The following is a 26,067-nucleotide window of genomic DNA, read 5'->3' as shown; positions in this document are numbered from 1 at the left end:
CCGTGGAAAAAACACTCGAACGAGACCTCGGTCTCTTCTCGGTGCTCGCGATCAGTATCGGGGCGATGGTCGGCAGCGGAATCTTCATTTTACCGGCGCTTGCGGTCGACATCGCGGGTCCCGCGGTTATCCTGGCGTACTTGATCGCCGGCATTCTCGTGCTGCCCGCGGCGCTGTCGAAATCCGAGATGGCGACGGCGATGCCCGAAGCCGGCGGCACCTACCTGTTCATCGAGCGAGGGATGGGTCCACTGTTGGGAACCATCGCCGGTATCGGCACGTGGTTCTCGCTCTCGTTCAAGGGTGCGCTCGCACTCGTCGGCGGCGTGCCGTACCTGCTGTTGCTGTTCGACGTCCCCTCCACGGTCGTCACGCCGGTCGCACTCGCGCTCGCGGCGCTCCTCGTCGTCGTCAACCTCGTCGGGGCGAAACAGACCGGGAGGCTACAGGTCGGAATCGTCGCCATCATGCTCGTCGCGCTCGTCTGGTTCGTCCTCGGCGGGACGCCGACCGTCGAGTCGACGAACTTCCGTCCGTTCTTCAACGGCGGAGTCGGCGGCTTGCTCACCGCGACCGGCCTCGTGTTCGTCTCCTACGCGGGCGTGACGAAAATAGCGAGCGTCGCCGAGGAGGTCGAAGACCCCGACCGAAACATCCCGCTCGGCATCCTCGGGTCGCTCGGGTTCACGACGGTCCTCTACGTCCTCATCGTCGCCGTGATGGTCGGGGTCACCGACCGCGGCGTCCTCGCCGAGAGCGCGACGCCGATGGCGCTCGCCGCGGAGGCTTCGCTCGGAACCGCCGGCGTCGTCGCCGTCGTCGTGGCTGCGGTCCTCGCGCTGGTCAGTACCGCGAACGCCGGGGTTCTCTCCTCGTCGCGGTACCCGTTCGCGATGAGCCGAGACAAACTTGCCCCGCCGTCGCTGTCGACGATCAGCGACCGGTTCGGAACCCCGAGCACGTCGATTACCCTCACGGGCGTCGTACTGTTGCTCCTCATCGCGTTCGTTCCGCTGCTCGACATCGCGAAGCTCGCGAGCGCGTTCCAGCTCCTCGTGTTCGTCCTCATCAACCTCGCCGTCGTCGCGTTCCGAGAGGGACACGTCGAGTACGAGCCGTCGTTCACCTCGCCGCTGTACCCGTGGATACAGGTGTTCGGCGCGCTCAGCGGTCTCGTCCTCCTCACGCAGATGGGGACCGTCCCGCTCGTCGGCGCAGTCGTTCTCACAATCGCGGGCGCCCTCTGGTTCTTCGTCTACGCCCGGTCTCGCGTCGACCGCGAGGGCGCGGCCGCCGACGCTGTCCGCCAAGAGGTCAGCCGCAACGCGGTCGAACGAGCCGAAGCGGCCATCCAAGCGCACCGCGACGAGTACCACGCCCTCGTGGCGATTTCGCACGACATCTCGAAAGCCAGAGAGCGGGCGCTGATTCAGGTGGCTTCGAGGCTCGCTCGCGCCAACGACGGGCGGGTCACGGTCGCGCGGTTCGAGACGGTGCCGGACCAGACGTCCTTGGCCTACGCGTCAGCGGTCGAATCGCCCGCAGACGTCGAGTTCGAACGACAGACCGACGAGCTCGACGACGAGTTCGGCGTGCCGATACGGTGCGGCACCATCGTCACCCACGACACGCGACACGCGGTCGTCAACTACGCCGACAACCAGGACGTCGACTTCCTCCTCGTAGAGCACCCGACGGGGACAAAGCGCGTGAGCGAGCGGCTCTTCGGAACCGATACGTCGTGGATTCTCCGCCACGCACCCTGCGAAGCCGGTCTACTCAAGGGACCCGAACTCGACGGGATTCACACCGTCGAACTGCTCGCGAGCCAGGGGCCGTACGACCCGACGAAAGTCGCCGTCGCGGACGCGCTGGCGAGCGAGTCCGAAGGTCGAATCCACCTGAGTCACTGCGGGGACACCACCGACTCGGCGGCCCGGCGACAGTCCCTCGAACAGTACAAAGCCGACATCGCCGAGTTGTGTAGCGCTCCCGTCGAGATGGGGACGCTCTCCACGGACGGTGGCCGCCACGCCCCGTCGACCGAGAGCGACCTCCTCGTTGTGGCCGCCGACGAGTGGAACGGGGCGTCGGACGCGAAGGCGGTCATCGACGAGTGGAGCGGTTCGGTACTCGCGGTTCACGGTCAGGACGCGGCTCGACGCGGGCGACTCATGCGCGCGCTCGACCGTCGGTTGTTCTGACCTCGGCGGGCAGTTCACCGCTTTCCGCGCGTTCATCGGTGGTTTACGCGACCAAAACACATATTTTCAGGAGCCCCATTGGTCGGCTCATGGCGTCGACATCCATCGACGAGCTCGATAGATACATCCTTTATGCGCTGCAGAAAGACGCGCGACACACGTCGGGAAACGATATCGCGTCCGCACGTAACGTCTCTTCGAGTACGGTTCGAAACCGGATTTCGAAGCTCGAATCGAGCGGGATTATCCGGGGGAGCCACCTCGACATCGACTACGAGGCGCTCGGCTACCAGCTCCACACTATCATCTTCTGTACGGCGCCGATTTCGAAGCGAGAAGAGCTCGCGAAGAACGCCCTCTCGGTCGAGGGAGTCATCTCGGTTCGGGAGATTATGTCCGGCGAGAAGAACGTCCACATCGTCGCCCTCGGTCGAAACAGCGACGACTTGAGTCGAATCGGACGCGAACTCAGCGATATGGGGTTTGAGATTGCAGAAGAAGAGATAATCCGCAACGAGTACACCTGTCCCTACAGCCCGTTCGCCGGAGACTCGACGAACGAGCCGTAACCCCGGATGTCGACGCCGTTTCAGCGGTCTCGATTGGACACCGCGACCCGCGTCTGACCGTCGGATAGCGGAAAGGGTTTTGCTTGGCTTTCGCTACAGACACGTAGTACCAATGAGCCAGTATCGAACGTCCCGACGAATCGTCCGGTCCGACTTCGGAGGTGGCTGATGCCCGATACGAGTTCCCGAATTCTCGTTCCGGTCGGAGAGTCGTCCACGTTCCGGAACACCGTCGCATACGCGGTCCGCGAGGCGCGGCGCATCGCCGCGGAAACCGGCGAAGAATCGACCGTTCACTTCGTGTACCCCGTCCGATGGCAACTGGTCGACGAGAGCGAGCGTTCGGCGGCTGACGCCGTCGCCGATGCCCTCGAACGGGCGCGCGTCTGGGCGAACGATGACCTCGACTACGACGACGACGGCGACCTCGACGCCGAGGACGTCTCGGTCTCTATCGAAACCGCCGTCGTCGGCGAGGACCGATACCTCTTCTCACCGAACGATTTCGCCGAAGTACTCCTGGAGTACGCTCGTGACCGCGGCCTCGACCGCATCGTTCTCGACCCGGAGTACCAACCCGGCGGGAGCGCTCCGATGCTCCAGCCCCTCGAGTTCGAACTCGCGCGGTCGGGGTTGCTGGTCGAAGAGGCGCCGGTCGACCGCGTCGTCGAGCGCGGCCGGCTTCCCAGCCGAGCGAACGTTTCGAAGGCCCTCGCCATGTTCGGCGTCTCGTTCGGATTCTATCTCCTCCTCGCGGGAGTCTTCGACACGTTCAACCTCGTCACCGGCGCGGTCTCCGCCGGCGTCGTGACGGCGGTCTTCGCGCGCATCTCGTTCGTAAACACGCCGTCCGCGACCGGAACCGTCGCCCGCATCGCCCGCTTTCTCCTCTACGTTCCCTACCTGCTGTGGGAGATCGTGAAGGCCAACTTCTCCGTGGCCTACATCATCCTTCACCCGGACCTCCCCATCGACCCGGAGATGCAGCGGTACCGGGCGGCGATTTGGGGCGACCTCTCGGTGACGACCCTCGCGAACAGCATCACGCTCACGCCGGGAACCCTGACCGTCGATATGGACCGGGACAGCCTCATCATCCACTCGCTCACCGGCTCCGCCCGAGACGGACTCGCGGGCGGCGCACTCGAACGCGCCGTTCGGTTCGTCTTTTACGGACGCTCGGCGGCGCGTATCCCGACGCCCGCCGAGCGCGGGACGATAGCCTCGTGGACCGACGACGACCAAACGGACGGTGACGAGTAACGATGCTCGGACAGCTCTCGACGTTCGAGACGGTGTTACTCGGTGCCGCGGGCGCGTTCATCACGTTCGCGGTCGTCCTCCTGTACCGCGTCGTCCGCGGACCGACGATGGAAGACCGCGTCATCGCGATCAACGCCATCGGGACGAACACGGTCGTCGTGTTGGCGCTCGTCGCCGCGGCGTTCGGTCTCTCCGGATTCCTGGACGTCGCGCTCGTGTACGCGCTCTTGAACTTCCTCGCCAGCATCGCCATCTCCAAGTTCATCGTCGAGCGCGGAGGTGTCCTCTGAGATGACGCCGCTCGAATACCTCGTCGTGGGACTCGTCCTCGCGGGCGTCTTCTTCAGCTTCGTCGCGGTCGTCGGAATCATCCGACTGCCCGACCTCTACACCCGCGCCCACGCGACTTCGAAGAGCGATACGCTCGGAACGGTGCTCTCTCTCGGCGGCATCGCGCTCCTGTTCGGCGCGGAGGTCTCCGCCGTCAAGACGGTCTTGCTTCTGTTGTTCATGCTCATCACTAACCCGACGGCCGCTCACGCCATCGCACGGGCGGCCCACGACCAAGGTATCGAACCGTGGACCGCGAGCGATGAGGAGGGCGACTGAACGTGCAGTTACTCCTCTACGGGGTGTTGCTGACGTTCGTCGTCTTCGCCGCGCTCGCCGTGGCCTTCCTCCGAGACATCCTCAGCGCGATTATCGCGTTCGCCGGGTTCAGCTTCGGCGTCGCAATCGTCTACATCCTCCTCAGAGCGCCCGACGTCGCGCTGACGGAAGCGGCCGTCGGGGCGGGTGTCACGACGGTGTTGTTCCTCCTGGCAATCGTCCGGACCGTCCGGCCGGGAGGAGACCGACTCTTCGAGCGCGTCGCGTGGGGGCCCGCGATAATCGCGACCGGTCTCGTGGCCGTGTTGCTCACGACGGTTCGGTCGCTCCCCACTATCGGCGACCCGAACTCGCCGGTCGCGACCTCGGAGATCACACGGTATTACCTCGAAAACGCCTATCCGCAGACCGAAGTCGAAAACGTCGTCACGGCGATTTTGGCCGCCTACCGCGGATTCGACACGCTCGGTGAGGCCGCGGTCGTTCTCGCGGCGGGGCTCGCGGTCCTCGTCGTCCTCCGCAAGGAGGTGTACGTATGAGCGCCACGGACGGCTCTCTCAGCGCGTACGTCGAGAGTACGATTATCATGACGACGGTTCGCGTCGTCAGTCCGTTCGTGTTCACGTTCGGGCTGTTCGTCATGTTCCACGGCGCGGAGTCCGCCGGTGGCGGGTTCCAGGGCGGTGCGATTGTCGCGTCGAGCATCATCATGCTCGCGTTCGCGTTCGGTATCGAGCCGACGCGAGAGTGGCTCGACGACAGCGTCATCCGACTCCTCGTCGGCGTCGGCGCGACGACGTTCGTCGGTATCGGAATCGGTGCGCTCGCGTTCGACGGGGCGTTCCTGGAGTACGCCGCCTACGGTATCAGCCACGGCGTGAAGTACGGTATCGAACTCGTCGAACTCGGTATCGGCGCAATCGTCGCGGGCGTCATCGTCTCGCTGTTCATGAACCTCGCGGGTGGCTTCAACCACGACTCCGGAGGTGACGACGCGTGATCGACCTCCTCACGACGCACTACAACTACGTCGCGAGCATCCTGCTGTTCGGTATCGGACTCTACGTCGTCATGGGCAGTCGGAACCTCGTCAAGAAGATCATCGGTATGAACATCTTCCAGGTCGGCATCTTCCTGTTTTTCGTGACGACCGGGTACGTCGACGGCGGGGCTCCGCCCGTGGTCGGCCACGGCGAAGAGGCGTTCGTGAGCCCGCTTCCGCACGTGCTCATCCTGACGGCTATCGTCGTCGGGGTCAGCCTGACGGCGGTCGCGCTCGCGCTCGTCATCCGCATCTACGACGGCTACGGTTCGCTGGACGAAGACGTCATCAAGGAGGTGCAGGTCGATGACTGACGCGCTCGTCCTCCTCGTGGTCGTCCCCATCGCCGCGTCGCTGTTCCCCGTCGTTCTCGGGGGCCGGTTCGAGCGAATCGGTTGGTTCGTCGCGGCCGCGATGGGTCTCGTCCACCTCGGACTCTCCGCGACCGTCGCGGCTCGCGTTCTCGACGTCGGCCGTATCTCGTACGCCGTCGGTGGATTCGAACCGCCGTTCGGCATCGAACTCGTCGCCGACGGCATCTCCGCGCCGCTGCTCGTGCTCGTGTCGCTTTCGACGCTCGGCGTGCTCGCCTACGCCCGCCGCGCGGGGCCGCACTCGAACGCGTTCTACAGCGAGCTCGCACTGCTCACGGCCGGCATCTCCGGCGTCTTCGCGACCGCTGACGTGTTCAACCTGTACGTCTTCCTGGAGATCACGGGGCTCGCGACCTACGCCCTCGTCGCCAGCGGTCGGTCGCCGAGCGCGGCGTTAGCGAGCCTCAAGTACCTGTTCGTCGGGACCATCGGCGCATCCCTCTACCTCCTCGGCGTCGGGTACCTCTACATCATGACGGGGACACTCAACATGGCGGACCTCACCGAGGCGGTCGCGGCGGTCGGCTACACCTCGCCGGCGATACTGACGAGCTTCGGGCTCATCGTGACGGGTCTCCTGGTCAAGGTCGCCGTCTTCCCGCTGCACACGTGGCAGCCCGGTGCCTACGCCGAGTCGCCCGACACCGTCAGCGCGTACATCTCCGCGCTCGTCTCGACGGCGGCCGGCTACGCGCTCGTCCGCATCATCTACGCGGTGTACACGACCGAGTTCCTCGACGCGGTCCCACTCGCCAGCGACGCCCTCGTGGCGCTCGCATCGGTGAGTATCGTCGTCGGGGCGGTCCTCGCAGTCATGCAGTCCGACCTCAAACGCATGCTCGCGTACTCCTCGGTCTCGCAGTTCGGTCTGGTCGTCGCCGCAATCGGCCTCGCGAACGAGACGGCGCTCGTCGGAGCGGTCGTCCACCTCGTCGGCCACGCGGTGATGAAAGGCGGGCTGTTCCTCACCGTCGGCGTCTTCGCAACCGGCCTCGGCGTGCGGACGGTCGAGGACTTCGCGGGACTCGCCGCGAAGGCACCGGTATCGAGCGCGGCGTTCGCCGTGCTCGCCTTCTCGATGGTCGGCATCCCGCCGGCCGTCGGGTTCGTTGGGAAGTGGAACATCGTCGTCGGTGCGGTCGAAGCCGGCGCGTGGTCCGTCGCGGCCGTCGTCGTGGTGAGCACGCTGCTCACTCTCGCGTACTTCGGCCGGGTTATCGAGCGAATGTACTTCACCGCGCCCGAACCCGAGGCGGACGCCGTCTCGACCGACGGCGGAAACGACGCCGTGGAAGTGTCGTTCGGCATGCGCGCGGTCGTCGTCGCGTCGGCGGTCGCCGCAGTGGTCCTCGGCGTTCTCGGCTCCGACCTCATCGCCGTCATCCAACCGGCACTGGAGGTGTACTTTTAAATGACAGACGTTCTCTCACTGAGACCGCTCGCGGCGGTGCTAGCCGCGGCGGTCGGTATCGTCACTATCGTCGCATCGAGACGCAGCCCCAACGTCAGGGAGGGCTTTACCGTCCTTTCGGCAGTCTCCGCGCTGGGCATCGTCGCCAGCATGGTTCCGGGGGTCCTCAACGGGACGACGTACGTCACCGACCTCGGGACGTTCGTCCCCGGGGTTCGGTTCGTCCTCCGAGCCGACCCGCTCGGGATGATATTCGCCCTGCTCGCGAGTCTCCTGTGGCTCATCACGAGCTTCTACAGCATCGGCTACATGCGCGGGCTGGACGAACACGCCCAGACGCGCTACTTCGCGGCGTTCGCGGCGAGCGTCAGCGCCGCCCTGGGCGTCGCGTTCGCCTCGAACCTCATCGTCCTGTACGTCTTCTACGAGCTGTTGACGGTGGCGACGTATCCGCTCGTCACGCACGACGAGACCGAGGAGGCCCGGAAGGCCGGTCGGAAGTACCTCGCGTACACCTTCGGTGGCGGGGTCGCCGCCCTGGCCGGGACGGCGCTCGTGTTCTTGACGACCGGAACCGTCGAGTTCTCCGCCGGCGGCATCGCCGCGCTCGCGAATGCCGACCCGGTCGTCGCGCGGGCCGCGTTCGCGCTGCTCGTCACGGGATTCGGCGTGAAGGCCGCGCTCATGCCGGTCCACTCGTGGCTCCCCGACGCGATGGTCGCCCCGACGCCCGTCTCCGGGTTGCTCCACGCCGTGGCGGTCGTCAAAAGCGGCGTGTTCGGTATCGCACGCGTCATCCTCGACGTGTACGGTCCCGACGCAGTCGGCTCGCTCGGAGTCGGCCTCCCGCTCGCCGCGGTCGCCGCGTTCACCATCGTCGTCGCGAGTATCATCGCACTCCGACAGGACAACCTCAAACGGCGGCTGGCGTACTCGACAGTCAGCCAGCTCTCGTACATCGTTCTCGGATTGGCCTTGCTCCACCCCGCGGCGCTCGTCGGTGGCCTGCTCCACATCCCCGCCCACGCGTTCATGAAGCTCACCCTGTTCTTCTGTGCGGGCGTGATTCACGTCGAGACGCATACCGACGATATCAGCGACATGGCGGGAATCGGCCGGCGGATGCCGCTGACGATGATCGCGTTCACCGTCGCGAGCCTCGGGATGGCCGGCCTGCCGCTGGTCGCCGGGTTCGTCAGCAAGTGGTACCTCCTCATCGGGAGCATCGAGACGGGACAGACGGTCTTCGTGTTCGTGCTCTTGGCGTCCGGCCTGTTGAATATCGGCTACTTCTGGCCGATCATCTACCAGGCGTTCTTCCAGACGCCGGAGGACTCGGACGCGAAACCGCTCATCGAGTTCCCCATCGGCGGCGTGCGGGCAGTCACCGACGGCGGGTCGAAAGACTCGGTCGCCGAGGGTGAGCAGTACGCCGTCGACCGGAATCCGAGCGACCACGTCGCCGTGGCCGACGGCGAGGCCGACCACGACGCCGCGACCGACGGCGAATCCGACCACGGCCACGACCACCACGGCGGCCCGCCGGCCGGCGGGTGGGAACGTCGTCGACTCGGCACCGAGAGCACGTGGTTCATGATGGCCCCGATTACGATTGCCGCGGCCGGGGCTATCGTCCTCGGGGTCGTTCCCCAGACGGCGGTGTTCCTCGCGCTCGTCCAGCGCGTCGTCGCCGACGTGACGGGGGTGGTGTTCTGATGTCTACAGCCACACTCCTGCCGCCGGCGTTCGTCGTGCTCGCGGTCGCGCTCGTCATGCCGTTCGTCTCGCGTCGGGTCGGGCACGCCCTGGGCGTGCTCTCGACCGGCGGGGTGGCCGTCTGGTCGCTTCTCGCGCCCGCCGGCGCACACCTGCCGGTGACGTTCCTCGGCTTCGACGCCGTGTTGTTCAACGTCGACGAGTTCTCCCGGTTGATGGGGATTATCTTCAGCCTCATCGGCGCGGCGGCCGTCCTCTACTCGTACTCGTCGTCCGCGCGGAACATCCAGACGGCCTACGCCCTCGGCTACGTCGGGACGAGCCTCGGCGCGGTCTTCGCCGGCGACTGGCTCATCATGGTGTTCTTCTGGGAACTCATGGCGGTCACGAGCACGCTTCTCGTCTGGGACTACGGCGGCGAAGCGGTGCGCGCGGGCTACCGCTACGCGATTGCCCACGGACTCGGCGGCAGCCTGCTCATGGGCGCTATCGTCTGGCACTACGTCGAGGTGGGGTCGTTCCTCTTCTCGGCGACCGGCGGTATCGCGGCCGGCGTTCCAGCCGCGCTCGCGGCGCTCGGTATCGGCGTCAACGTCGGATACGTCGGGTTGCACACGTGGCTTCCCGACACGTATCCGCGTCCCCACTTCGCCGCGAGCGTCTTCCTGTCGGTCTACACGACGAAGACCGGGGTTTACGGCCTCGCTCGCGCGTTCCCCGACGGGAACCTCGCAATCGCGTACATGGGGACCGCGATGGCCGTCGTCGGCGTCGGCTACGCGCTCATGCAAAACGACATGCGGCGGCTCCTGGCGTACCACATCCAGTCGCAGGTCGGGTACATGGTCGCCGGCGTCGGCATCGGCACGGCGCTCGCGACCGCCGGCGCGTTCGCACACGTCTACAACCACATCCTCTACAAGGCGCTGTTGTTCATGACCGCCGGCGTCGTCCTCTCGCGGACCGGCGAAGAGAATCTCAAGTACCTGGGGAACCTCCGCGGGGCGTTGCCGGCGACCGCGCTCGCGTTCACCGTCGCCGCCCTCTCGATTAGCGGCTTCCCCGGCTTCAACGGGTTCGTCAGCAAGGGCATGATTACCGCCGCCGCCCACAAGGAGCATCTGGACGGCATTTTCTATCTCCTCCTCGCCGGGGGCGTCGGAACGTTCATGTCGTTCATCAAGTTCGGCTACTACGCGTTCTTCCGGGATGCGGACCGCGACTGGTCGCTCGACCGCGCCGGGACGGGCCAGTCGGTCGCGATGCTCGGCGTTGCGGGGCTCTGTGTCGCCTTCGGGCTGTACCCCGACGCGCTGTTCGCGATACTGCCCGGAAGCACCGCCGACGCGCACCCCTTCACGCTCAGCCACCTCGGCGAAGGGTTCGCGCTCGCCGTTCTCGGAGTCGTCGGCTTCGTGGTCGTGAAGAAACCGCTCTCGAAGGTCGGAGACGTGCCGGACGTCGACGCCGTGTTGAATCCCGCTGTCTTCTACGGCACCCGCGCGCTGGTTCGCGGCTCGACCGGTCTCTTCGCCGCCGTCGACCGCGCCGTCTCGACCGCGTCCTACGACGTCGCGGGCGCGATTGCGAATCCGTACCCCGCGTTGCGCCGAATCGCCGGCGGTCTCGGCCGGACCGAGGCGGACTCGATTACCGTCGGGAGCCTTCGCGCGACGATTGCGACGAGTATCGCACTCGTCGTGTTGATACTCGGCGGCGTGCTCGTCGGACTACTCGCGTAGTCCCGAGCCGGCCCGGGTCGTTTTTCACGAGAGTTCCGTTTTCAGTTCGACAGCGATGCGCGCGCCGAGTCCGTCTTTCGACCCGACGTACTCGCTCGTCTCGTCGGCGCGGACGACGAGTGCGCGGGTCTCGGACTCGCCCATGACGGAGGCGTCGTTGGCGACGACGAACGCGAGGCCGACGCGGTCCATGATGCGGCGGGCCTCGCCGACCATCGCCTCGTCGTCGCCGGTCGTCTCGGCTTTGAAGCCGACGATGGTGAGGTCGGGATGCGCCTCGCGGACCGCGTCGATGAGCTTCGGCGCGGGTTCGAGGTCGAGCGTGCGCGCCTCGCCGGAGCGAATCTTCTCGTCGGCCGCCTCGACGGTGAAATCGGAGATGGCGGCCGCGGAGACGAGCGCGTCGGCGTCGGCATCGACCGCGGCCTCGACGGCGTCCAGCATCTCGGCCGCCGACTCAACGGCGAGCACGTCGGCGTAGTGTACGTCGTCGCCGTCGTGGACGAGCGTCACGTCCGCGCCGCGAATCGCGAGCGCGCGGGCGACGGCTCGACCCGTGCGACCGGAGGCGCGGTTCGAGAGGGTTCGAATGGGGTCGATGGATTCAGTCGTCGCGCCGGCGGTGACGACGACCGACTTCCCGGCGAGCGTCTGTTCGGTCGTCGCCGTCGCCACGCCGGTGACGATGGCTTCCTCGGTGGCGATTTTCGCCTTCCCCTCCTCGATGCGCGGGTCGACGAACTCCACGCCCCACGACTGCACCCGCTCGATGGCGTCGAGGACGCCGGGGTGGTCGTACATGGGCTCGTGCATCGCGGGTGCGACGACGACCGGGACGCCCGCGCCGATGGCGGTGGTCGCGGTGGTCGTCACGGGGGAGTCGTCGACGGCGGCGGCTATCTTGCCGACCGTGTTGGCGGTCGCGGGCGCGACGAGGAACACGTCGGCCCAGCCGTCGCGGCCGCAGAGTTCGACGTGTTCGACGCGGCCGGTAATCTCGGTCACGACGTCGTTGTCGGTGGCGAACTCGACCGCCCACGGGTGGATGATTCCCGTCGCGGCGTCGGTCATCACCGCGCGGACCGACGCGCCCCGCCGCCGGAGTTCGTGCGCCAACTCGACGACTTTCACGGCCGCGATACTCCCCGTCACCCCGAGCGCGACGTTCACACCTTCGAGCATTCACTCGTCTCTGCGCCCGCTATCGGTTAAAAGGATTCGCGTCCGCGCGGGGTGGTCTCGGACCGCACCCGCGCGAATCGGAGTCGGTTATTCGTCGAGTCGCCCGAGTTCGTCGTCGACGAGACTCGGGTGGGTGCGCTGGGGCTCGTCGTGCGGTTCGGCGAAGAACTCGCGCATGACCTCGCGGGACTCGCGCTCGCGGGACTCGCGCTCGTCGGCGTCTATCTCCTCGCAGGCCGGCGGCACCTCGCGGCCGCGGTCGGTGAAGTAGCCGGCCGGCGCGACCCAGTCGTTGTAGAACGCCGTCCCCGAGTCGTGGACCAGCGTGATGGCCGTCTCTGCGGCGTCGCCGGCGGCGACGACCGCCTGGTGGTAAATCTCGGTCAGTCGCCCCGCGGCGTAGATGCCGGGGACGGCGGTCCGGCCGAGGTCGTCCACGTCGACGTAGGTCTTCGACCCGGCGGCGCGGAGGTCGACGCCCGTGTCTTCGAGGTACGACGCGTCGGACCACGACGCCGCGACGACCCGCGACGCCTCGACGGTGTCTTCGCCGTCGTCGGTCTCGACGGTCGCGCGGAACAGCGGGTCGTCGTCGCCGAGCACGTCGAGGTCGGTGACCCGGCCCGTCAGTCGGTCCGCGCCGTTTCGGTCGGCCTGTTCGGAGAGCAGGTCGGTGAACAGTCGGCTGTTGACGCCCGCCGGGAATCCGGGGACGTTTTCGAGGTGGGCGTTTCGGCGAACGATCGGCTCGCCGTCGTTGACGACGAGGGTGTCGAGGCCGGCGCGCGCGAGGTACGTCGCGGCGGTGAGGCCAGCGACGCCGCCGCCGACGACGAGCGCGTCTCGTGGATTCGTCTCGCTCATGCCGTGCGATAGCTCAGCGGCGAGTAAAACCGTGCGGATGTCGCCGAAGTCTGCCGAATCCCGTGTCGCGCGAGGCGCGCGCTACCGCCCCAGCGACGCGCTCGGGTCGTTGAGCCAGCGGTTCTCGGCCGCCTCGACGCTGACGAGCCCCGCGGAGTCGCCTTCCGGGGTCATCCGGACGCGAAGCCGCCAGCGACCGTCCGAGAGCGCCTCGCCGTCGATGAAGCGCACCGCCCGCCCGGGCGTCCGGCGGAGGAGCGACACGGCGATGGGGAGCGTCGGAATCCGGCCGGTCCGCTCCGCGAGCGCGTAGTCGCCGAACGTGAGTTCCCACGTCCGAGAGCTGTCGTCGCCGTCGGTCCGAGCGTCGGTACGGCCGTCGGCTTCGGACATCCCGCCGGCCCCGACATCGGCTCCGGCGTCGGGAATCGGCCGCACCGAGTAGCCCTCGACGAAGCCGGCCGTTTCGAGGTGCCCGAGCGTCGCGTCAACCGGGTTCGGCGTCGCAGTCGGGCAAAACAGGTCCGCGGCCGCCTCGACGACCGCCCGCTGCTCGGCGGGCGAGAGGCGGACGTCCAGTTCGCTCATCAGGCTCCACACCAAGGTGAGACAGAAGTCGTCGTGGTCGTCGACGACCTCGGCCAGCGTGAGGTACGTCTCCATCGCGGCGGTCTCGGCCTCCCGGTGGCCGAGTTCCGACAGCGCCTCGAACAGCGCGCCCGCGGTGTCGTGACAGAAGGCACTGTAGCGGGTGTAGTCGTCTTCCGACCCCGCTGCGGCCGACCGAGGCGGTCCCTTCGACACCTCGTACACCTGCGGGTCGTCGTACGGGATGTTCGGGTCGTATCGCCGAAGCGCCGCCCGGTAGTCCCTCGTCAGTTCCGCGGCCTCTGCGGCCACGCGCCGGTCCGGAAACCGCCGGCCCGTCGCGGCACCGGGCTCCGAGCCCGTGCGACCGCACACGATCGCGTAGTCGCCGTCGGGACGCGCCAGCGACCGAATCTCGGCTCTGACGTCCCGAAGCGTCCCCCCCACCATCTCGGCTCTATGTCGAGACACCGGCCGATTATAGGTTGCGATTGCGACGGCTGTCGGTCCCGCGGGAACGGGCGACGCGGCCCACAAGGCTTTGGTCCCGCCGACCCCATTCGACGCTCGTGGACGAGATAGCCGTCAGCACCGTCGTCTACCTGCCCCCCGAGGACATATACGAGTTCCTCGTGGACTTCCCGCGGTACGCCGACTACTCGAAGCATCTGCGAGACGTGCGACAGTCAGGCGACGGGTCGCCGGGCACGCGGTACGCCCTGTACTTTTCGTGGTGGAAGCTCACCTACACCGCCGAGTCGAAGGTGACGGACGTCACCCCGCCGACGCGCATCGACTGGACCATCACCAAGGACGTACACGCCGTCGGCCGCTGGCGGGTGGAGGAGCTCGACGACCTGCCCGACGAGGCCCCGTCGGACGCCGACACCGCCTGTCGCGTCTTCTTCGAGGTCGAGTACGACCCCGACAGCGTCTCCGCGGGCGACATCGACCTCCCGCGGTTCGTCTCGCTGGGCTGGGTCATCGACAAACTCCGACCGGTGCTCCAGAAGGAGGCCGAGCGAATTGTCGAACGAATCGTCGCCGACATCGAGGGGCGGCCGCGGCGCGTTGAACTCACGATACACGCGAAACCGGGGCCGTGAGAGACGATGAGCGGGAGATTCGAGAAGGGAAATGCACATACGCGCCCGCAGTCCAACTCAGGGGTATGACAGGGGCTGGTCTCTGGTGCGCGTGATAATCATCGGTGCCGGACAGGTCGGGTCGTCCATCGCGGCCGACCTCGACGAGACCCACGAGGTCGTCGTCATCGACTGCGACCCGGAGCGCGTCGACGAACTGAACTACTCGCTCGACGTGCTGGCGCTCCACGGCGACGGAACCTCCGTGGATACGCTCGAAGAGGCCGACGTGGAGCGCGCCGACATGGTCATCGCCTCGACCGACGACGACGAGACGAACATCGTCGCCTGCGCGACCGCCAAGGCCATCTCGGACGCCTTCACCATTGCCCGCGTCAAGAACACGGAGTACCTCCGGACGTGGCAGCGCTCCGAGAAGGCGTTCGGCATCGACTTCATGGTCTGTACGAACCTGCTCGCCGCGGAGTCCATCGTCCGCGTCGTCGGCCTCCCCGCCGCCCGCGACGTGGACCCCTTCGCGGGCGGGCAGGTCCAGATGGCCGAGTTCGAAGTCGACGAGGAGAGCCCCGTCGCCAACCAGACCGTGAGCGAGGCCGACCGGTTCGACTCGCTGACCTTCGCGGCCATCCTCCGCAACGGCGAGGTCACCATCCCCCGCGGGGACTCCGTCATCGGCCCCGGCGACCGCGTCGTCGTCATCGGCAGCCCCAAGAGCGTCCAAGGGTTCGCCAGTTCCGTCTCCCCGGACGAACCGCCGGGAACCGCCGAGGAAGTCGTCATCGTCGGCGGGAGCGAAATCGGCTACCACGTCGCCCGCCTGCTCGAAGAGCGCGGCTTCAAGCCCAGACTCATCGAGCACGACGCGGAGCGCGCCCGCGAACTCGCGGAGATGCTTCCGGGGACCATCGTCATGGAGAGCGACGCGACGGACGTGGACTTCCTCGAACGCGAGTACATCGGCGACGCCGACCTGCTCGTCTCGGCGCTCGACTCCGACGAGAAGAACCTGCTCGTGTCGCTGCTCGCCGCCCGCCTCGGCGTCGAACGCACCGTCGCCGTCATCGACACGACGCCGTACGTGGAGCTGTTCGAGGCCGTCGGCGTCGACGTGGGCGTCAGCCCCCGCGAGGTCGTCGCCGAAGAGATAACGCGGTTCACCCACGAGGGCGGCGCGGAGAACGTCGCGCTCATCGAGTCTGACAAGGCAGAGGTTCTCGAAATCGAGGTGGACGCCGAGAGCGTCCTCGCGGGCAAGCCGATTCGGGAGTCGGTCGCGACGCTCCCCGAAGGCGTCGTCATCGGCGCGATAACCCGCCGCCGCGAGTTCATCACCCCCCGCGGCGACACCGTCATCGAACCCGGCGACCACGTCGTCGTCTTCGTCGATAGCTGCGTCATCGACGACGTGACACCCAATCTGTAGGTCGGTCCGCCGCACAGCCCCCGTTCTGCGCCGAAAACTCGACCCCGTCACGCCGTCGCGCGCCCGACCGCGAACCCGAACAGGGAAGAACCCGGCGCTCGGTACGTTAGTCCACGGATGAAATTGCGGGTCGATTACAGAGCCAGCCTGCGTCTCGTGGGGACCGTCCTGAAGTATCTCGCGGTCCCCCTTTGTTTCCCGCTCGTGGTCGCGCTGTACTACGGCGAGTCGGTGCTCCCGTTCGTCGTCACGATGGCCGTCACGGTCCTCGTCGGCACGGGGCTCGAACGGCTCGCCGACGACCCCGACATCGGGGCCCGCGAGGGGTTCCTGATGGTCGCGGTGACGTGGTTGGCCGTCACGATAGTCGGTGCGATTCCGTTTCTCATCGAGGCCCACGGCATCCCCTTCGTCGCGTCTCCCATCCACCCCGAATCGACCCTCGGCAACCCGGTGAACGCGCTGTTCGAGACGATGAGCGGCTTCACCACGACCGGGGCGACGGTGCTCGGCGACATCTCGTTTAACTCCCACACCCGCGGAATCATGATGTGGCGACAGCTCACCCAGTGGCTCGGCGGGATGGGTATCGTCGTCCTCGCGGTCGCCATCCTCCCCGAACTCTCCGTGGGTGGCGCACAACTGATGGACGCGGAAGCGCCCGGCCCCGGCATCGAGAAGCTCACCCCGCGCATCGCCGAGACGGCCCGCGCGCTCTGGGGCGCGTACCTCGGCCTCACGGTCCTCGAAATCGTCCTCCTCTACGGCCTGCACGTCACCGGCAACGCCCCGAACATGGACGTGTACAACGCCATCGCCCACGGGCTGACGACGATGCCGACCGGCGGGTTCTCGCCGGAGGCCCGCAGCATCGAGGCGTTTTCGGCGGCCGCGCAGTGGGTCGTCGTCCCCTTCATGGTCGCCGCCGGGACCAACTTCGCGCTCTTCTGGCACGTCCTCACGGGCGACCCGAAGCGACTGTTCCGCGACACCGAGTTCAAGTCGTACCTCGGCGTCATCGGCGTCATCTCGGCCATCCTCGCCGGAATTCTCTTCCTCGGCGACGGGCTCATGTCCGTCGCGCCCGCGGGCGAGACCTACGACCAACTCTACCTCGAAGGTATCCGCACGGCCATCATCGGCAACGTCGAACCCGCGGTCCGCCAGTCGGTGTTCCAGGTCGTCTCCATCGTCACGACGACCGGCTACGCCAGCATCGACTTCAACGCGTGGAGCGCGCCGGCGCAGTACGTCCTGCTGTTCGCGATGTTCATCGGCGGCTCCGGCGGCTCGACCGGCGGCGCGGTCAAAATCGTCCGCTGGTACGTCATCGTGAAATCGCTCCGCCGAGAGCTGTTCACGACGGCCCACCCCGAGGCGGTCCGCCCGGTCAGGCTCGCGGGCCGCGCGGTCGACGAACGGGCCATCCGCGGCATCTACGCCTTCACGCTCCTGTACCTCGTGCTCTTTTTCGTCTCGACCGGTCTGCTCCACCTCGACGCCGCGCGAACCGGCTTCGACGTGAGCATCCTCGAGACCATGAGCGCCGTCGCCGCGACCCTCGGGAACGTCGGGCCGGGCTTCGGCGTCGTCGGTCCGATGGGGAGCTATCTCGACTTCTCCAACGGCTCGAAACTGTACATGGTGCTTCTCATGTGGGTGGGGCGACTGGAGATTCTCCCCGTGTTGGTCATCTTCACGCCGGAGTACTGGCGGCGATAGCGCCGGAAAAACAGAAGTCAGTGCCCGTTTTTCGTCAGGGGTTCAACCCGTAGATGACCGAGCGAGCGAACACCAACACCGGGATGATTTCGAGGCGGCCGACCCACATGTTAAAGAGGAACATCGTCTCCGCCCACGGATTCATCCACGGGCCGGTGATGCCCGTCGAGATGCCGACGTTCCCCTGCGCGGACGCGACTTCGAACAGCGCGTCGGCGTAGGTGAACTCCGGCCCGGCGAGGTTCACGAGGAGGACGCTCGACCCGACGAGCAGCAGCAGCCAGAGCATCGAGACGATGGCCGCCTCGGAGAACTCGCGGTCCATCTCGGTCCGCGAGAGTCGGCGGCCGTTCATCTCGATGTTGACGATTGCGCTCTCGGGGAGGAAGACGCGGGAGAACTGCCAGCGGATGCCGCGGGAGATGGTGTAACCGCGGATGATTTTGATGCCGCCGACGGTCGACCCGGCGGCCCCGCCGAGGGTCATCGCCCCCGACAGCAGAATCTTCCCGCCGTCTGACCACTCGCCGAGCGGCGCGGCCTGAAAGCCGGTGCAGGTGAGCGCACTCACCCAGTGGAACGCGGCGTCGCGGACGGCGTCCGACTCCGGCCCGCCGACGACGCCCGAGAGGCCGAAGTAGTCGGCGGTCGCGACGAACGCGGACCCCGCGGTCGCGGGGAGACTGACGAGGTTCTGGACGGCCAGTGCGACCGCGCCGACCACGAAGAGGACGAGAAGCCAGCGCGTCTGGAGGTCGCCCCAGAGGCGGTCGATGTCGCGGTTCTTCAGGATGGCGTAGTGGACGGGGAAGGCGATTGCCCCCAGCGCCATGATGGGGAGCAGCACCGTCTCGATGAGCGGCGAGTCGTACGTCCCGATGGAGCCGTCGGTGACGGCGAACCCGCCGGTCGACAGGCCGGTCATCGCGTGGTTGAGCGCCTGCCACGCGACTTCCCACAGCGGGAGCGCGGCCCCGTAGTCGCTGGCGCGGATGGCGAAAAAGAGGACGACCACCGAGAAGAGCGTGTAGGCGACGAAAATCTTCCACACCGTCCGAACCGTCGAGACGACGCTCGGGTGAATCTTCTCCTCTCTGGCCTCGCCGCGGTAGAGCGCGTAGCTCCCGCTGCCGGGCCGCGAGAGGATGGAGACCGTGAGGACGATGACGCCCACGCCGCCGACCCATTGGATGAGCGAGCGCCACCACTGAATCGTCCGCGGGAGCGACGGCTCGTGGATGCCCATGGTGAGGCCGCTGCCGGTCCACCCGCTCATGCTCTCGAACAGGGCGTGTAAGGGGTCGCGGAAGTAGACGAGGCTCGACTGGGCGTAGTCGACTCCGGCGGGAACGAGCGCCGTGAACACGCTCTGCGGGGCGAAGTGCGCCGTGAGGAAGAAGGGAAGCGACCCGAAGGCGGCGGTGGCGAACCAGCCCGCGGCGGCGATTATCATCCCGTGTTTCATGCGGGGCGCGGGGGCGTCTTCGAACGCCTTCCGCGCGCCCAGCCCGACGAACGCCGTCGCGCCCCCGGCGACGAGGAACGCGATGGCGGCGTACCACTCGCCGAAGCCGACCGCGACGAGGACCGACGCGGTCATCAGCGCCGACTCCATGGCGAGGAGCGAGCCCACGTCGCGCCCGATGACCGCGAGGTCGGCGGGCCATCCCGAGACGGTTCGTCCGCGGCGGGGCATCAGTGGTCCTCGTAGTGGCCGAACACGTCGGTCACGTCGGGCGTCGCGCCCTTCGCGGAGTAGACCGTCAGGAGGTCACCCGCGCCGATGGTCGTGTTTCCGCGGGGCGTCACGGGGTCGTCGTCGCCCTCGCGCTCGATAGCGACGATGAGGGTGTCGCCGTCGAGGAGGTTCTCCTGGGCCGCCTCCTGAATCGTCATCCCCGTTATCGGCGCGTCCTCGTCGACGCGGATTTCGAACACTTCGGCGTGCTCGCCGATGCGCATGTAATCGACGATGGAGGGGCGTTTGACCGCCCGGTAGAGGTACTCCGCGATGAGCCGCTGGGGGTTCTCCATCGTGTTGACGCCGATTTGGCGGTAGAGGCTCATGTGCTCGGGGTTGTGGACGACGGAGACGATGTCGGGGATGTTGAGTTCCTTCGCAAGGAGGCAGACCATGATGTTGGTCGCGTCCTTGTCCGTCGTCGTGATGATGGCGTCGGCGCGGTCCGCACCGGCCTCGTCGAGCGTCTGTTTGACCGTGGCGTCGTCGTTGAGGACGAGACAGTCGAACGTCGCGGCGGCCGCCTCGGCCTTCGCCTCGTCGCGCTCGACGACGACGACCTCGTTGCCGCCCTCGGTGGCGATTTCGATGAGCGGCGTGCCGATGTTGCCCGCACCGACGACGATGATGTACATGACGTTCCGGCGTGCGCATCGGCTGGTGGAAAATCTGTCGGCATGTCGTTTCGTTGTTCAAACGAGAACTTTCCGCGCAAACAGCTACCGAACTCGGCGTCGACGCGTGTTCGGTCACCCTACTGGATGATAAACTGAGCGTTTGTCCAGCCCGAGCGCGCGTCTATGGCGTCTCGGTCGGGGTGGTGGACCGGATATTTATCAACAGATATGGTATATGTGGACACATGACGGCCCCAGCCAGTCGGTCCCGCGACCAAGCGAGGGTCCACCCGTGAGTCACTCTGGCGGGCGCGAACCGACGGTGAGTCTCAGTCTGCTCGACGCGACGATGGTCGGAATCGGCGCGATGATCGGCGCGGGAATCTTCGTGTTGACGGGGCTCGCAGTCGAGATCTCCGGCCCGGCGGCCATCGTCGCGTTCGCCCTCAACGGCGGCGTGACGACCTTCACGGCGCTTTCGTACGCCGAGCTCGCGGCCGCGATTCCGCGAAACGGCGGCGGGTACGCGTACGTCCGTGAGGTGTTTTCCGCACCCGTCGCCTTCGTCATGGGGTGGACGCGGTGGTTCACGTACATGATTGCGGGGTCGCTGTACGCGCTCGGGTTCGCCTCGAACTTCGTCGAGTTCGGGCACATCTACGGCTACACCCTTCCGGGGCCGCCGGTCCTGTACGCGCTCGGGGCCGTCGTGACGCTCGTGGCGCTCAACGCCCTCTCGACGGAAGCCTCGGGACGGGGCGAGACAGCCATCACGCTACTCAAAATCGCCATCCTCGGCGTGTTCGTCGCGTTCGGTCTCACGGCTGCGGACGCGGGGGAGTTCGACCCGCTTTTCACCGAGGGAGCGCTGTCGGTCCTCCCCGCGATGGGGCTGACGTTCATCGCGTTTCAGGGATACGACCTCATCGCCACCGTCACCGAGGAAGTCGAGAATCCGCAGGTAAACATCCCGCGGGCAATCCTCCTCTCGGTCGCCGTCACCGTGGTCGTCTACCTGTTCGTCGTCTTCGTCGCCATCGGGACGCTCGGCGCGGACGGGCTCGCCGGCGCGGGCGAGACGGCAATCGCGCAGGCGGCGGAGGGTTTCATGCCGACGTTCCCGATCGTCGGAACGGGCGCGGCGCTCATCGCCTTCGGGGCGGTCTTTTCGACCATCTCGGCGCTCAACGCGGTCGTCATCGGGTCGTCGCGAGTGGCGTTCGCCATGGGCCGCGAACGACAGTTGCCCGCCCGCCTCGGCCGGTTCCACCACCGGTACGGGACACCGCTCGTCGCCATTCTCGCGTCGGCCGTGGTGATGCTCGTCGCCGTCCTCGTCGTTCCCATCCGCATCGTCGGGAATCTGGCGAGTCTGTTCTCGCTTCTGGGGTTCATCATCGTCAACTACGCGTTGATTCGGCTTCGGCGGCGACAGCCGAACCTACAGCGACCTTTCGAAGTGCCGCTGTACCCCGTCACTCCGGTCCTCGGCATCGTCTGTAACGTGCTTTTGGCCCTCTTTATCGACTGGTTCACCTGGGTGCTGGCCATCGGCTGGCTCGTCGTCGGCGGCGGCGTCTACCTCCTCTTGTCGAGGCGCGACGACGTCGGCCCGGCGGGACCACCCGAGATTCAGGAGCCGGAGCCGATTGACCCGGCGGAGGGAGCCGACGACTGACCGACGAATCGACCCGAGAGTCCGAAGACTACCCGCCGACGAAACACCACACCGAGACGACTACTACACGCCGACACCAATTCACACGCATGCCCGACCCAGTAACACACGATTTACGCGTCGTCGTCGCCGGCGGTGGAGAGTTGGGCCTTCGGACGGCCGAACTCCTCTCCGACCGGGGCCACGACGTGGTCATCGTCGAAGCGGACCCGGACCGAATCCCGGACGTCGCCGACAAGTACATCGCCACCGTCATCGAGGGGGACGCCTCCCGCCCGGAGATACTCAGACAGGCCCAACCCGAGCGGAGCGACGTGGTGGCCGCACTCACCGACGACGAGTCGACCAATTTCGCCATCTGCCTGGCCGCTCAGCGGATGTCGGACGTTCGGACCGTCATGCGAATCACCGGGACGCCGGACGAACTCTACGAGGAGTTCGTGGACGGACTCGTCTTCCCAGAGCGACTCGGCGCGCGGGCGGCGACCAACGAAATCGCGAACGGCGGCGTTCGAACTATCGAAGACATCGGTGGCAACGTCGAAATCGTGGAGGTCGAAGTCGCCGAAGACGCGCCCGTCGCCGGCAAGCGACTCGACGAGGTTCGGCTCCCACAGGGGAGTCTCATCATCGTCGACTATCAGGGGAACCGAATCGGCGGCCCCGACACCGTCCTCGAAGCCGGTCACCGCTACGTGCTCGGCGTCGAGTCGGACGTGGCCGACGAAGTGATGAATCTGTTTCGGGGATAGTCCACCGACGACGACGACCGACGACGCGGAACCGAGCGACTCGATCGGCGCTCGGTGCCGTGAAAAGTCGTGCCCGTGTTAGTTCTCGACCGCGGACGCGGCGCGGACGATGGTCTCCTCGCCGAACTTCGGGCCGATGAGCTGGAGGCCGACCGGGAGACCGTCGGTCTCGCCCGCCGGCACCGAGATGGCGGGGAGGTTCGCGAGGTTCACCGGCACGGTGTTCGCGTCGGCGAGGTACATCTGCAGCGGGTCGTCGAGGCTCTCGCCGAGTTCGAACGGCGGGACCGGCATCGTCGGCGACGCGACCACGTCCACGTCCTCGAACGCCTCGTCGAAGTCCTGTTTGACCCACGCGCGGGCGTCCTGGGCCTTCGCGTAGTACTTGTCGTGGTAGCCCGCAGAGAGGGCGTACGTGCCGAGGAGGATGCGGCGCTTGACCTCGGAGCCGAAGCCGTCTTCGCGAGCGCGGGCGAACGCCTCGTTCCAGTTGCCGTCGTAACCGCCGGACTTGCCGTAGCGGACCCCGTCGAAGCGGGCGAGGTTCGACGACGCCTCGGACATGGCGATGACGTAGTAGGCGGCGACGGCCTTCTCGACGGAGGGCATGCTGACCTCGCGGTACTCCGCGCCCTGCGCTTCGAGTTCGTCGAGCGCGGCCCAGAACGCCGCTTCGACGCCCTCGTCCGCGCCCTCGACGAACTCGGTCGGGACGCCGATGGTGAGACCGTCCACGTCGCCGTCGGCGGCCGCGGCGTAGTTCGAGTCGGCACCGGCGTCGCGGGTCGTGCCGTCTCGGTCGTCGGGGCCGGCGATGACGTCGAGGAGCGCGGCGGCGTCCTCGACGGTCGGCGCGATGGGGCCGATCTGTTCGAGGGAGTTCGCGTAGGCGACGAGGCCGTACCGCGAGACGAGGCCGTAGGTCGGCTTGATGCCGACGACGCCGCAGAACGCGGCGGGACAACGGATGGAGCCACCCGTATCGGTGCCGAGCGCGAGGTCGGCCTCGCCGGCGGCGACGGCGGCCGCGGAGCCACCGGAGGAGCCGCCGGGGACGCGGGACTCGTCGACGGGGTTCTTCGTCGGGCCGAACGCCGAGGTCTCGGTCGTCGTCCCCATGCCGAACTCGTCCATGTTGGCCTTGCCGACGATGGTCGCGCCGGCGCCCTTCAGGAGTTCGACGACGGTCGCGTCGTACGGCGGGACGTAGTCTTCGAGCATCGCGGAGCCGCAGGTCGTCCGCAGCCCCTCCGTGGAGATGTTGTCCTTGACGGCGACCGTCTTGCCGGCCAGCGGGCCGTCGTCGGAGCCGTCGAGCGTCTCTTTCGTGATGAAGGCGTTCAGCGACATCTACGACACCCGCGGGCCCTTGAAGAAGCCGTCTTCGGTCTCTGCGGCGTTCGAGAGCGCCTCCTCTTGGGAGAGGCCGTCGCGGACCTCGTCGGGGCGCATCACGTTCACCAGTTCGTCCTCGCGGTCGACTTCGGGGACCTCGTCGAGGGCGTCGAAGTAGCCGAGGATGTCCGCGAACTGCGCCGCGAACTCCTCGACCTCGTCCTCGTCGAGGTCGACCCGCGCCAACTCGGCGACGTGTCGAACCTCGTCGGCGTCGACGGGCGTATCGCTCATGTATCGGAGGTGACGGAGACCGGGAGTAAGAGTTTCGGTGTGGGTCGTTTCGTCCGGTCCCCGGTGCGGACCCGCCCGGTCGAGGCCACCGACGAGGCGGCCGAGATTGACCGTGCGAACTCAGCCCATTCCGTCCTTCTGCCGCCGTCAGATATAAGTAACGAGGGTCGATACGAATAGACGGAGAACGACCGTTCCCAGTTGCTTCTCTCGCACACAAATGACAGAAAGTGTCCGACGTTTCACGACCGGCAACGCGCGCGTGCGCAATGAGAATACAAAAGATACCGAACAGACCGACGCTGAGCGGGAGCAGACGCGCTCGTGTCCCGAGTGCGGCTCGGAGAGTCTCGTCGCCGACTCCGAACACGGCGAGACGGTCTGCGAGGACTGCGGCCTCGTCGTGGAGGAAAACGAGATAGACCACGGCCCCGAGTGGCGCGCGTTCAACTCCTCGGAGAAAGACCAGAAGTCCCGCGTCGGCGCGCCCACGACGAACATGATGCACGACAAGGGGCTGTCGACCAACATCGGCTGGCAGAACAAAGACGCCTACGGGCGCTCGCTGTCGTCCCGCCAACGCGAGAAGATGCAGCGACTTCGCACGTGGAACGAGCGGTTCCGCACCCGCGACTCCAAGGAGCGCAACCTCAAGCAGGCGCTCGGCGAAATCGACCGCATGGCCTCCGCGCTCGGCCTCCCGGACAACGTCCGCGAGACCGCCTCGGTCATCTATCGCCGCGCGCTCGACGACGATCTGCTCCCCGGCCGCTCCATCGAGGGCGTCGCCACGTCGGCGCTGTACGCCGCCGCTCGCATGGCCGACACCCCGCGGTCGCTCGACGAGATTACGAGCGTCTCGCGCGTCGAGAAGGACGAAATCGCCCGCACCTACCGTTACGTCGTCCGCGAGCTGAAGCTCGAAATCAAGCCCGCCGACCCCGAGCAGTACGTCCCGCGGTTCGCCAGCGAACTCGGCCTCTCCGACGAGTCCGAGCGACGCGCGCGCCAACTCTTGAAGAACGCCAAAGAACAGGGTGTCCACTCCGGCAAGTCGCCGGTCGGCCTCGCCGCCGCCGCCGTCTACGCGGCCTCGCTTCTCACCAACGAGAAGGTGACGCAAAACGAGGTCTCCGAGGTCGCCAACATCTCGGAAGTCACCATCCGCAACCGCTACCACGAACTCCTCGAAGCCGAAGAGCAGGTCCAACTGCCCTAACCCGGCCGGGCCGCTCGGTTCGCGCCGCCGCGTCTCGCTCCGTTTCGCTTCGTTTCGTCTCGTTTCGCAACAGCCATGCCGCTCGCTCCGGAGCCACAGCCATGGAGACGACGCGACACTTCACCTCGACCGTGTACATCGTCAACGACGGCGCGGTGGCCCTCCACCGACACGAGCGCCTCGGCATCCGCATCCCGCCGGGCGGCCACGTCGACCGCGACGAACTCCCCCACGAGGCCGGCCTGCGCGAGGTCCGCGAGGAGACGGGCCTCGACCCGGAACTCGTCGACGACACGCCGACCGTCCCCGCGCCCGACGGTCGGGCGCTCCCACAACCCCGCCAGCAGATGCTCTACGACATCAACGTCCACGGCGACGGCTCGGTCGGCCACCAGCACATCGACCACATCTTCTACGCCCGCGTGGACTCCCGCGACATCGACCCCGCGTCGGGCGAGGCCGACCCCGAGGTCTGGTCGTGGTACGACGAGTCGGACCTCCGCGAGAGCGACCTCGACCCCGACACGGTGCAGTTCGCCCTGGAGGCCATCGAGGTCGTACGCGGCGACGAAACCGAAAACTGAGTCGAACGGAGGCGACGAGACCGACAGGACCC

General features: G+C 67.0%; 25 protein-coding genes. 18 read left to right on the top strand and 7 right to left on the bottom strand.

The genetic code is table 11. The features are described from left to right. The first annotated feature begins 2 nt into the window (after positions 1-2). From C5B91_RS03865 to C5B91_RS03815, 11 genes are all read left to right on the top strand, one after another. Positions 3-2,204, top strand: coding sequence for a universal stress protein (locus C5B91_RS03865; RefSeq protein WP_115819117.1), 2,202 nt, complete (start codon positions 3-5; stop codon positions 2,202-2,204). 89 nt (positions 2,205-2,293) lie between these two features. Then, positions 2,294-2,773 (top strand): Lrp/AsnC family transcriptional regulator, encoded by a 480-nt coding sequence (locus tag C5B91_RS03860; RefSeq protein ID WP_004977538.1) that lies wholly within the window; start codon positions 2,294-2,296, stop codon positions 2,771-2,773. Positions 2,774-2,941: 168 nt separating this feature from the next. Beyond that, positions 2,942-4,036, top strand: a complete 1,095-nt coding sequence (locus C5B91_RS03855; protein ID WP_049968312.1) for a monovalent cation/H+ antiporter subunit E — start codon at positions 2,942-2,944, stop codon at positions 4,034-4,036. Between the two features lie 2 nt (positions 4,037-4,038). Next, complete coding sequence (locus C5B91_RS03850; RefSeq protein WP_008092688.1) at positions 4,039-4,326, top strand: cation:proton antiporter; 288 nt, start codon at positions 4,039-4,041, stop codon at positions 4,324-4,326. Position 4,327: 1 nt separating this feature from the next. After that, positions 4,328-4,645 (top strand): monovalent cation/H(+) antiporter subunit G, encoded by a 318-nt coding sequence (gene mnhG, locus C5B91_RS03845; protein ID WP_004977541.1) that lies wholly within the window; start codon positions 4,328-4,330, stop codon positions 4,643-4,645. A 2-nt stretch (positions 4,646-4,647) separates the two neighbouring features. After that, positions 4,648-5,184, top strand: coding sequence for a DUF4040 domain-containing protein (locus C5B91_RS03840; protein ID WP_049968311.1), 537 nt, complete (start codon positions 4,648-4,650; stop codon positions 5,182-5,184). Next, complete coding sequence (locus tag C5B91_RS03835; RefSeq protein WP_004977543.1) at positions 5,181-5,645, top strand: MnhB domain-containing protein; 465 nt, start codon at positions 5,181-5,183, stop codon at positions 5,643-5,645. Before C5B91_RS03840 ends, C5B91_RS03835 begins: the two co-directional genes overlap by 4 nt. Next, on the top strand, positions 5,642-6,001 hold the full coding sequence (locus tag C5B91_RS03830) for a cation:proton antiporter subunit C (RefSeq protein WP_008092672.1): 360 nt from the start codon (positions 5,642-5,644) through the stop codon (positions 5,999-6,001). The genes C5B91_RS03835 and C5B91_RS03830 overlap by 4 nt, the downstream gene beginning before the upstream one ends. Then, positions 5,994-7,472, top strand: coding sequence for a monovalent cation/H+ antiporter subunit D family protein (locus tag C5B91_RS03825; RefSeq protein WP_008092670.1), 1,479 nt, complete (start codon positions 5,994-5,996; stop codon positions 7,470-7,472). The genes C5B91_RS03830 and C5B91_RS03825 overlap by 8 nt, the downstream gene beginning before the upstream one ends. Next, complete coding sequence (locus tag C5B91_RS03820) at positions 7,473-9,188, top strand: cation:proton antiporter (protein ID WP_049968310.1); 1,716 nt, start codon at positions 7,473-7,475, stop codon at positions 9,186-9,188. It abuts the gene before it with no gap. Beyond that, a complete protein-coding gene (locus tag C5B91_RS03815) occupies positions 9,188-10,930 on the top strand; it encodes a Na(+)/H(+) antiporter subunit D (RefSeq protein WP_115819116.1) in 1,743 nt (580 codons plus the stop codon). The genes C5B91_RS03820 and C5B91_RS03815 overlap by 1 nt, the downstream gene beginning before the upstream one ends. Before the next feature lie 24 nt (positions 10,931-10,954). Here the strand turns inward: C5B91_RS03815 and coaBC are convergent, their stop codons facing one another. From coaBC to C5B91_RS03800, 3 genes are all read right to left on the bottom strand, one after another. After that, complete coding sequence (gene coaBC / locus C5B91_RS03810) at positions 10,955-12,112, bottom strand: bifunctional phosphopantothenoylcysteine decarboxylase/phosphopantothenate--cysteine ligase CoaBC (protein ID WP_115819115.1); 1,158 nt, start codon at positions 12,110-12,112, stop codon at positions 10,955-10,957. An 87-nt stretch (positions 12,113-12,199) separates the two neighbouring features. Beyond that, a complete protein-coding gene (locus C5B91_RS03805; protein WP_049968307.1) occupies positions 12,200-12,976 on the bottom strand; it encodes an NAD(P)/FAD-dependent oxidoreductase in 777 nt (258 codons plus the stop codon). 81 nt (positions 12,977-13,057) lie between these two features. After that, a complete protein-coding gene (locus tag C5B91_RS03800; RefSeq protein ID WP_115819114.1) occupies positions 13,058-14,014 on the bottom strand; it encodes a hypothetical protein in 957 nt (318 codons plus the stop codon). Positions 14,015-14,133: 119 nt separating this feature from the next. Here C5B91_RS03800 and C5B91_RS03795 point away from each other — a divergent pair, with 119 nt between their 5' ends. From C5B91_RS03795 to C5B91_RS03785, 3 genes are all read left to right on the top strand, one after another. Next, on the top strand, positions 14,134-14,670 hold the full coding sequence (locus tag C5B91_RS03795; RefSeq protein ID WP_008092660.1) for a type II toxin-antitoxin system RatA family toxin: 537 nt from the start codon (positions 14,134-14,136) through the stop codon (positions 14,668-14,670). Between the two features lie 85 nt (positions 14,671-14,755). Next, positions 14,756-16,093: a Trk system potassium transporter TrkA gene (gene trkA, locus C5B91_RS03790; RefSeq protein ID WP_049968305.1), complete on the top strand. Its 1,338-nt coding sequence runs from the start codon at positions 14,756-14,758 to the stop codon at positions 16,091-16,093. A 117-nt stretch (positions 16,094-16,210) separates the two neighbouring features. Then, positions 16,211-17,815, top strand: a complete 1,605-nt coding sequence (locus C5B91_RS03785) for a TrkH family potassium uptake protein (protein WP_115819113.1) — start codon at positions 16,211-16,213, stop codon at positions 17,813-17,815. Positions 17,816-17,849: 34 nt separating this feature from the next. Here the strand turns inward: C5B91_RS03785 and C5B91_RS03780 are convergent, their stop codons facing one another. Together C5B91_RS03780 and C5B91_RS03775 are read right to left on the bottom strand one after the other, a co-directional pair. Beyond that, the gene (locus C5B91_RS03780; protein WP_115819112.1) at positions 17,850-19,511 is read right to left on the bottom strand and encodes a TrkH family potassium uptake protein; all 1,662 of its coding nucleotides are present in this window, start codon (positions 19,509-19,511) and stop codon (positions 17,850-17,852) included. After that, a complete protein-coding gene (locus tag C5B91_RS03775; RefSeq protein ID WP_008092653.1) occupies positions 19,511-20,191 on the bottom strand; it encodes a TrkA family potassium uptake protein in 681 nt (226 codons plus the stop codon). Before C5B91_RS03775 ends, C5B91_RS03780 begins: the two co-directional genes overlap by 1 nt. A 274-nt stretch (positions 20,192-20,465) precedes the next feature. On the opposite strand from C5B91_RS03775, the gene C5B91_RS03770 reads away from it, so the two are divergent. Together C5B91_RS03770 and C5B91_RS03765 are read left to right on the top strand one after the other, a co-directional pair. After that, on the top strand, positions 20,466-21,851 hold the full coding sequence (locus C5B91_RS03770; protein ID WP_049968620.1) for an APC family permease: 1,386 nt from the start codon (positions 20,466-20,468) through the stop codon (positions 21,849-21,851). An 89-nt stretch (positions 21,852-21,940) separates the two neighbouring features. Further along, a complete protein-coding gene (locus tag C5B91_RS03765; protein WP_008092649.1) occupies positions 21,941-22,603 on the top strand; it encodes a TrkA family potassium uptake protein in 663 nt (220 codons plus the stop codon). A 78-nt stretch (positions 22,604-22,681) separates the two neighbouring features. Here C5B91_RS03765 and gatA read toward each other — a convergent pair whose 3' ends face one another. Together gatA and gatC are read right to left on the bottom strand one after the other, a co-directional pair. Continuing rightward, entirely contained in the window at positions 22,682-23,953 is a 1,272-nt protein-coding gene (gene gatA, locus C5B91_RS03760; RefSeq protein WP_008092647.1) for an Asp-tRNA(Asn)/Glu-tRNA(Gln) amidotransferase subunit GatA, read from the bottom strand. Further along, a complete protein-coding gene (gatC, locus tag C5B91_RS03755; protein ID WP_008092645.1) occupies positions 23,954-24,232 on the bottom strand; it encodes an Asp-tRNA(Asn)/Glu-tRNA(Gln) amidotransferase subunit GatC in 279 nt (92 codons plus the stop codon). Positions 24,233-24,494: 262 nt separating this feature from the next. On the opposite strand from gatC, the gene C5B91_RS03750 reads away from it, so the two are divergent. Continuing rightward, on the top strand, positions 24,495-25,451 hold the full coding sequence (locus tag C5B91_RS03750; protein ID WP_008092643.1) for a transcription initiation factor IIB family protein: 957 nt from the start codon (positions 24,495-24,497) through the stop codon (positions 25,449-25,451). Positions 25,452-25,552: 101 nt separating this feature from the next. Beyond that, the gene (locus tag C5B91_RS03745) at positions 25,553-26,035 is read left to right on the top strand and encodes an NUDIX hydrolase (protein WP_008092641.1); all 483 of its coding nucleotides are present in this window, start codon (positions 25,553-25,555) and stop codon (positions 26,033-26,035) included. Positions 26,036-26,067 lie beyond the last annotated feature (32 nt).

The sequence above is a fragment of the Haloferax sp. Atlit-10N genome, assembly GCF_003586325.1.
Classification (GTDB): Archaea; Halobacteriota; Halobacteria; order Halobacteriales; family Haloferacaceae; genus Haloferax; species Haloferax prahovense.
This window is presented reverse-complemented; position numbering and strand designations above follow the sequence as displayed.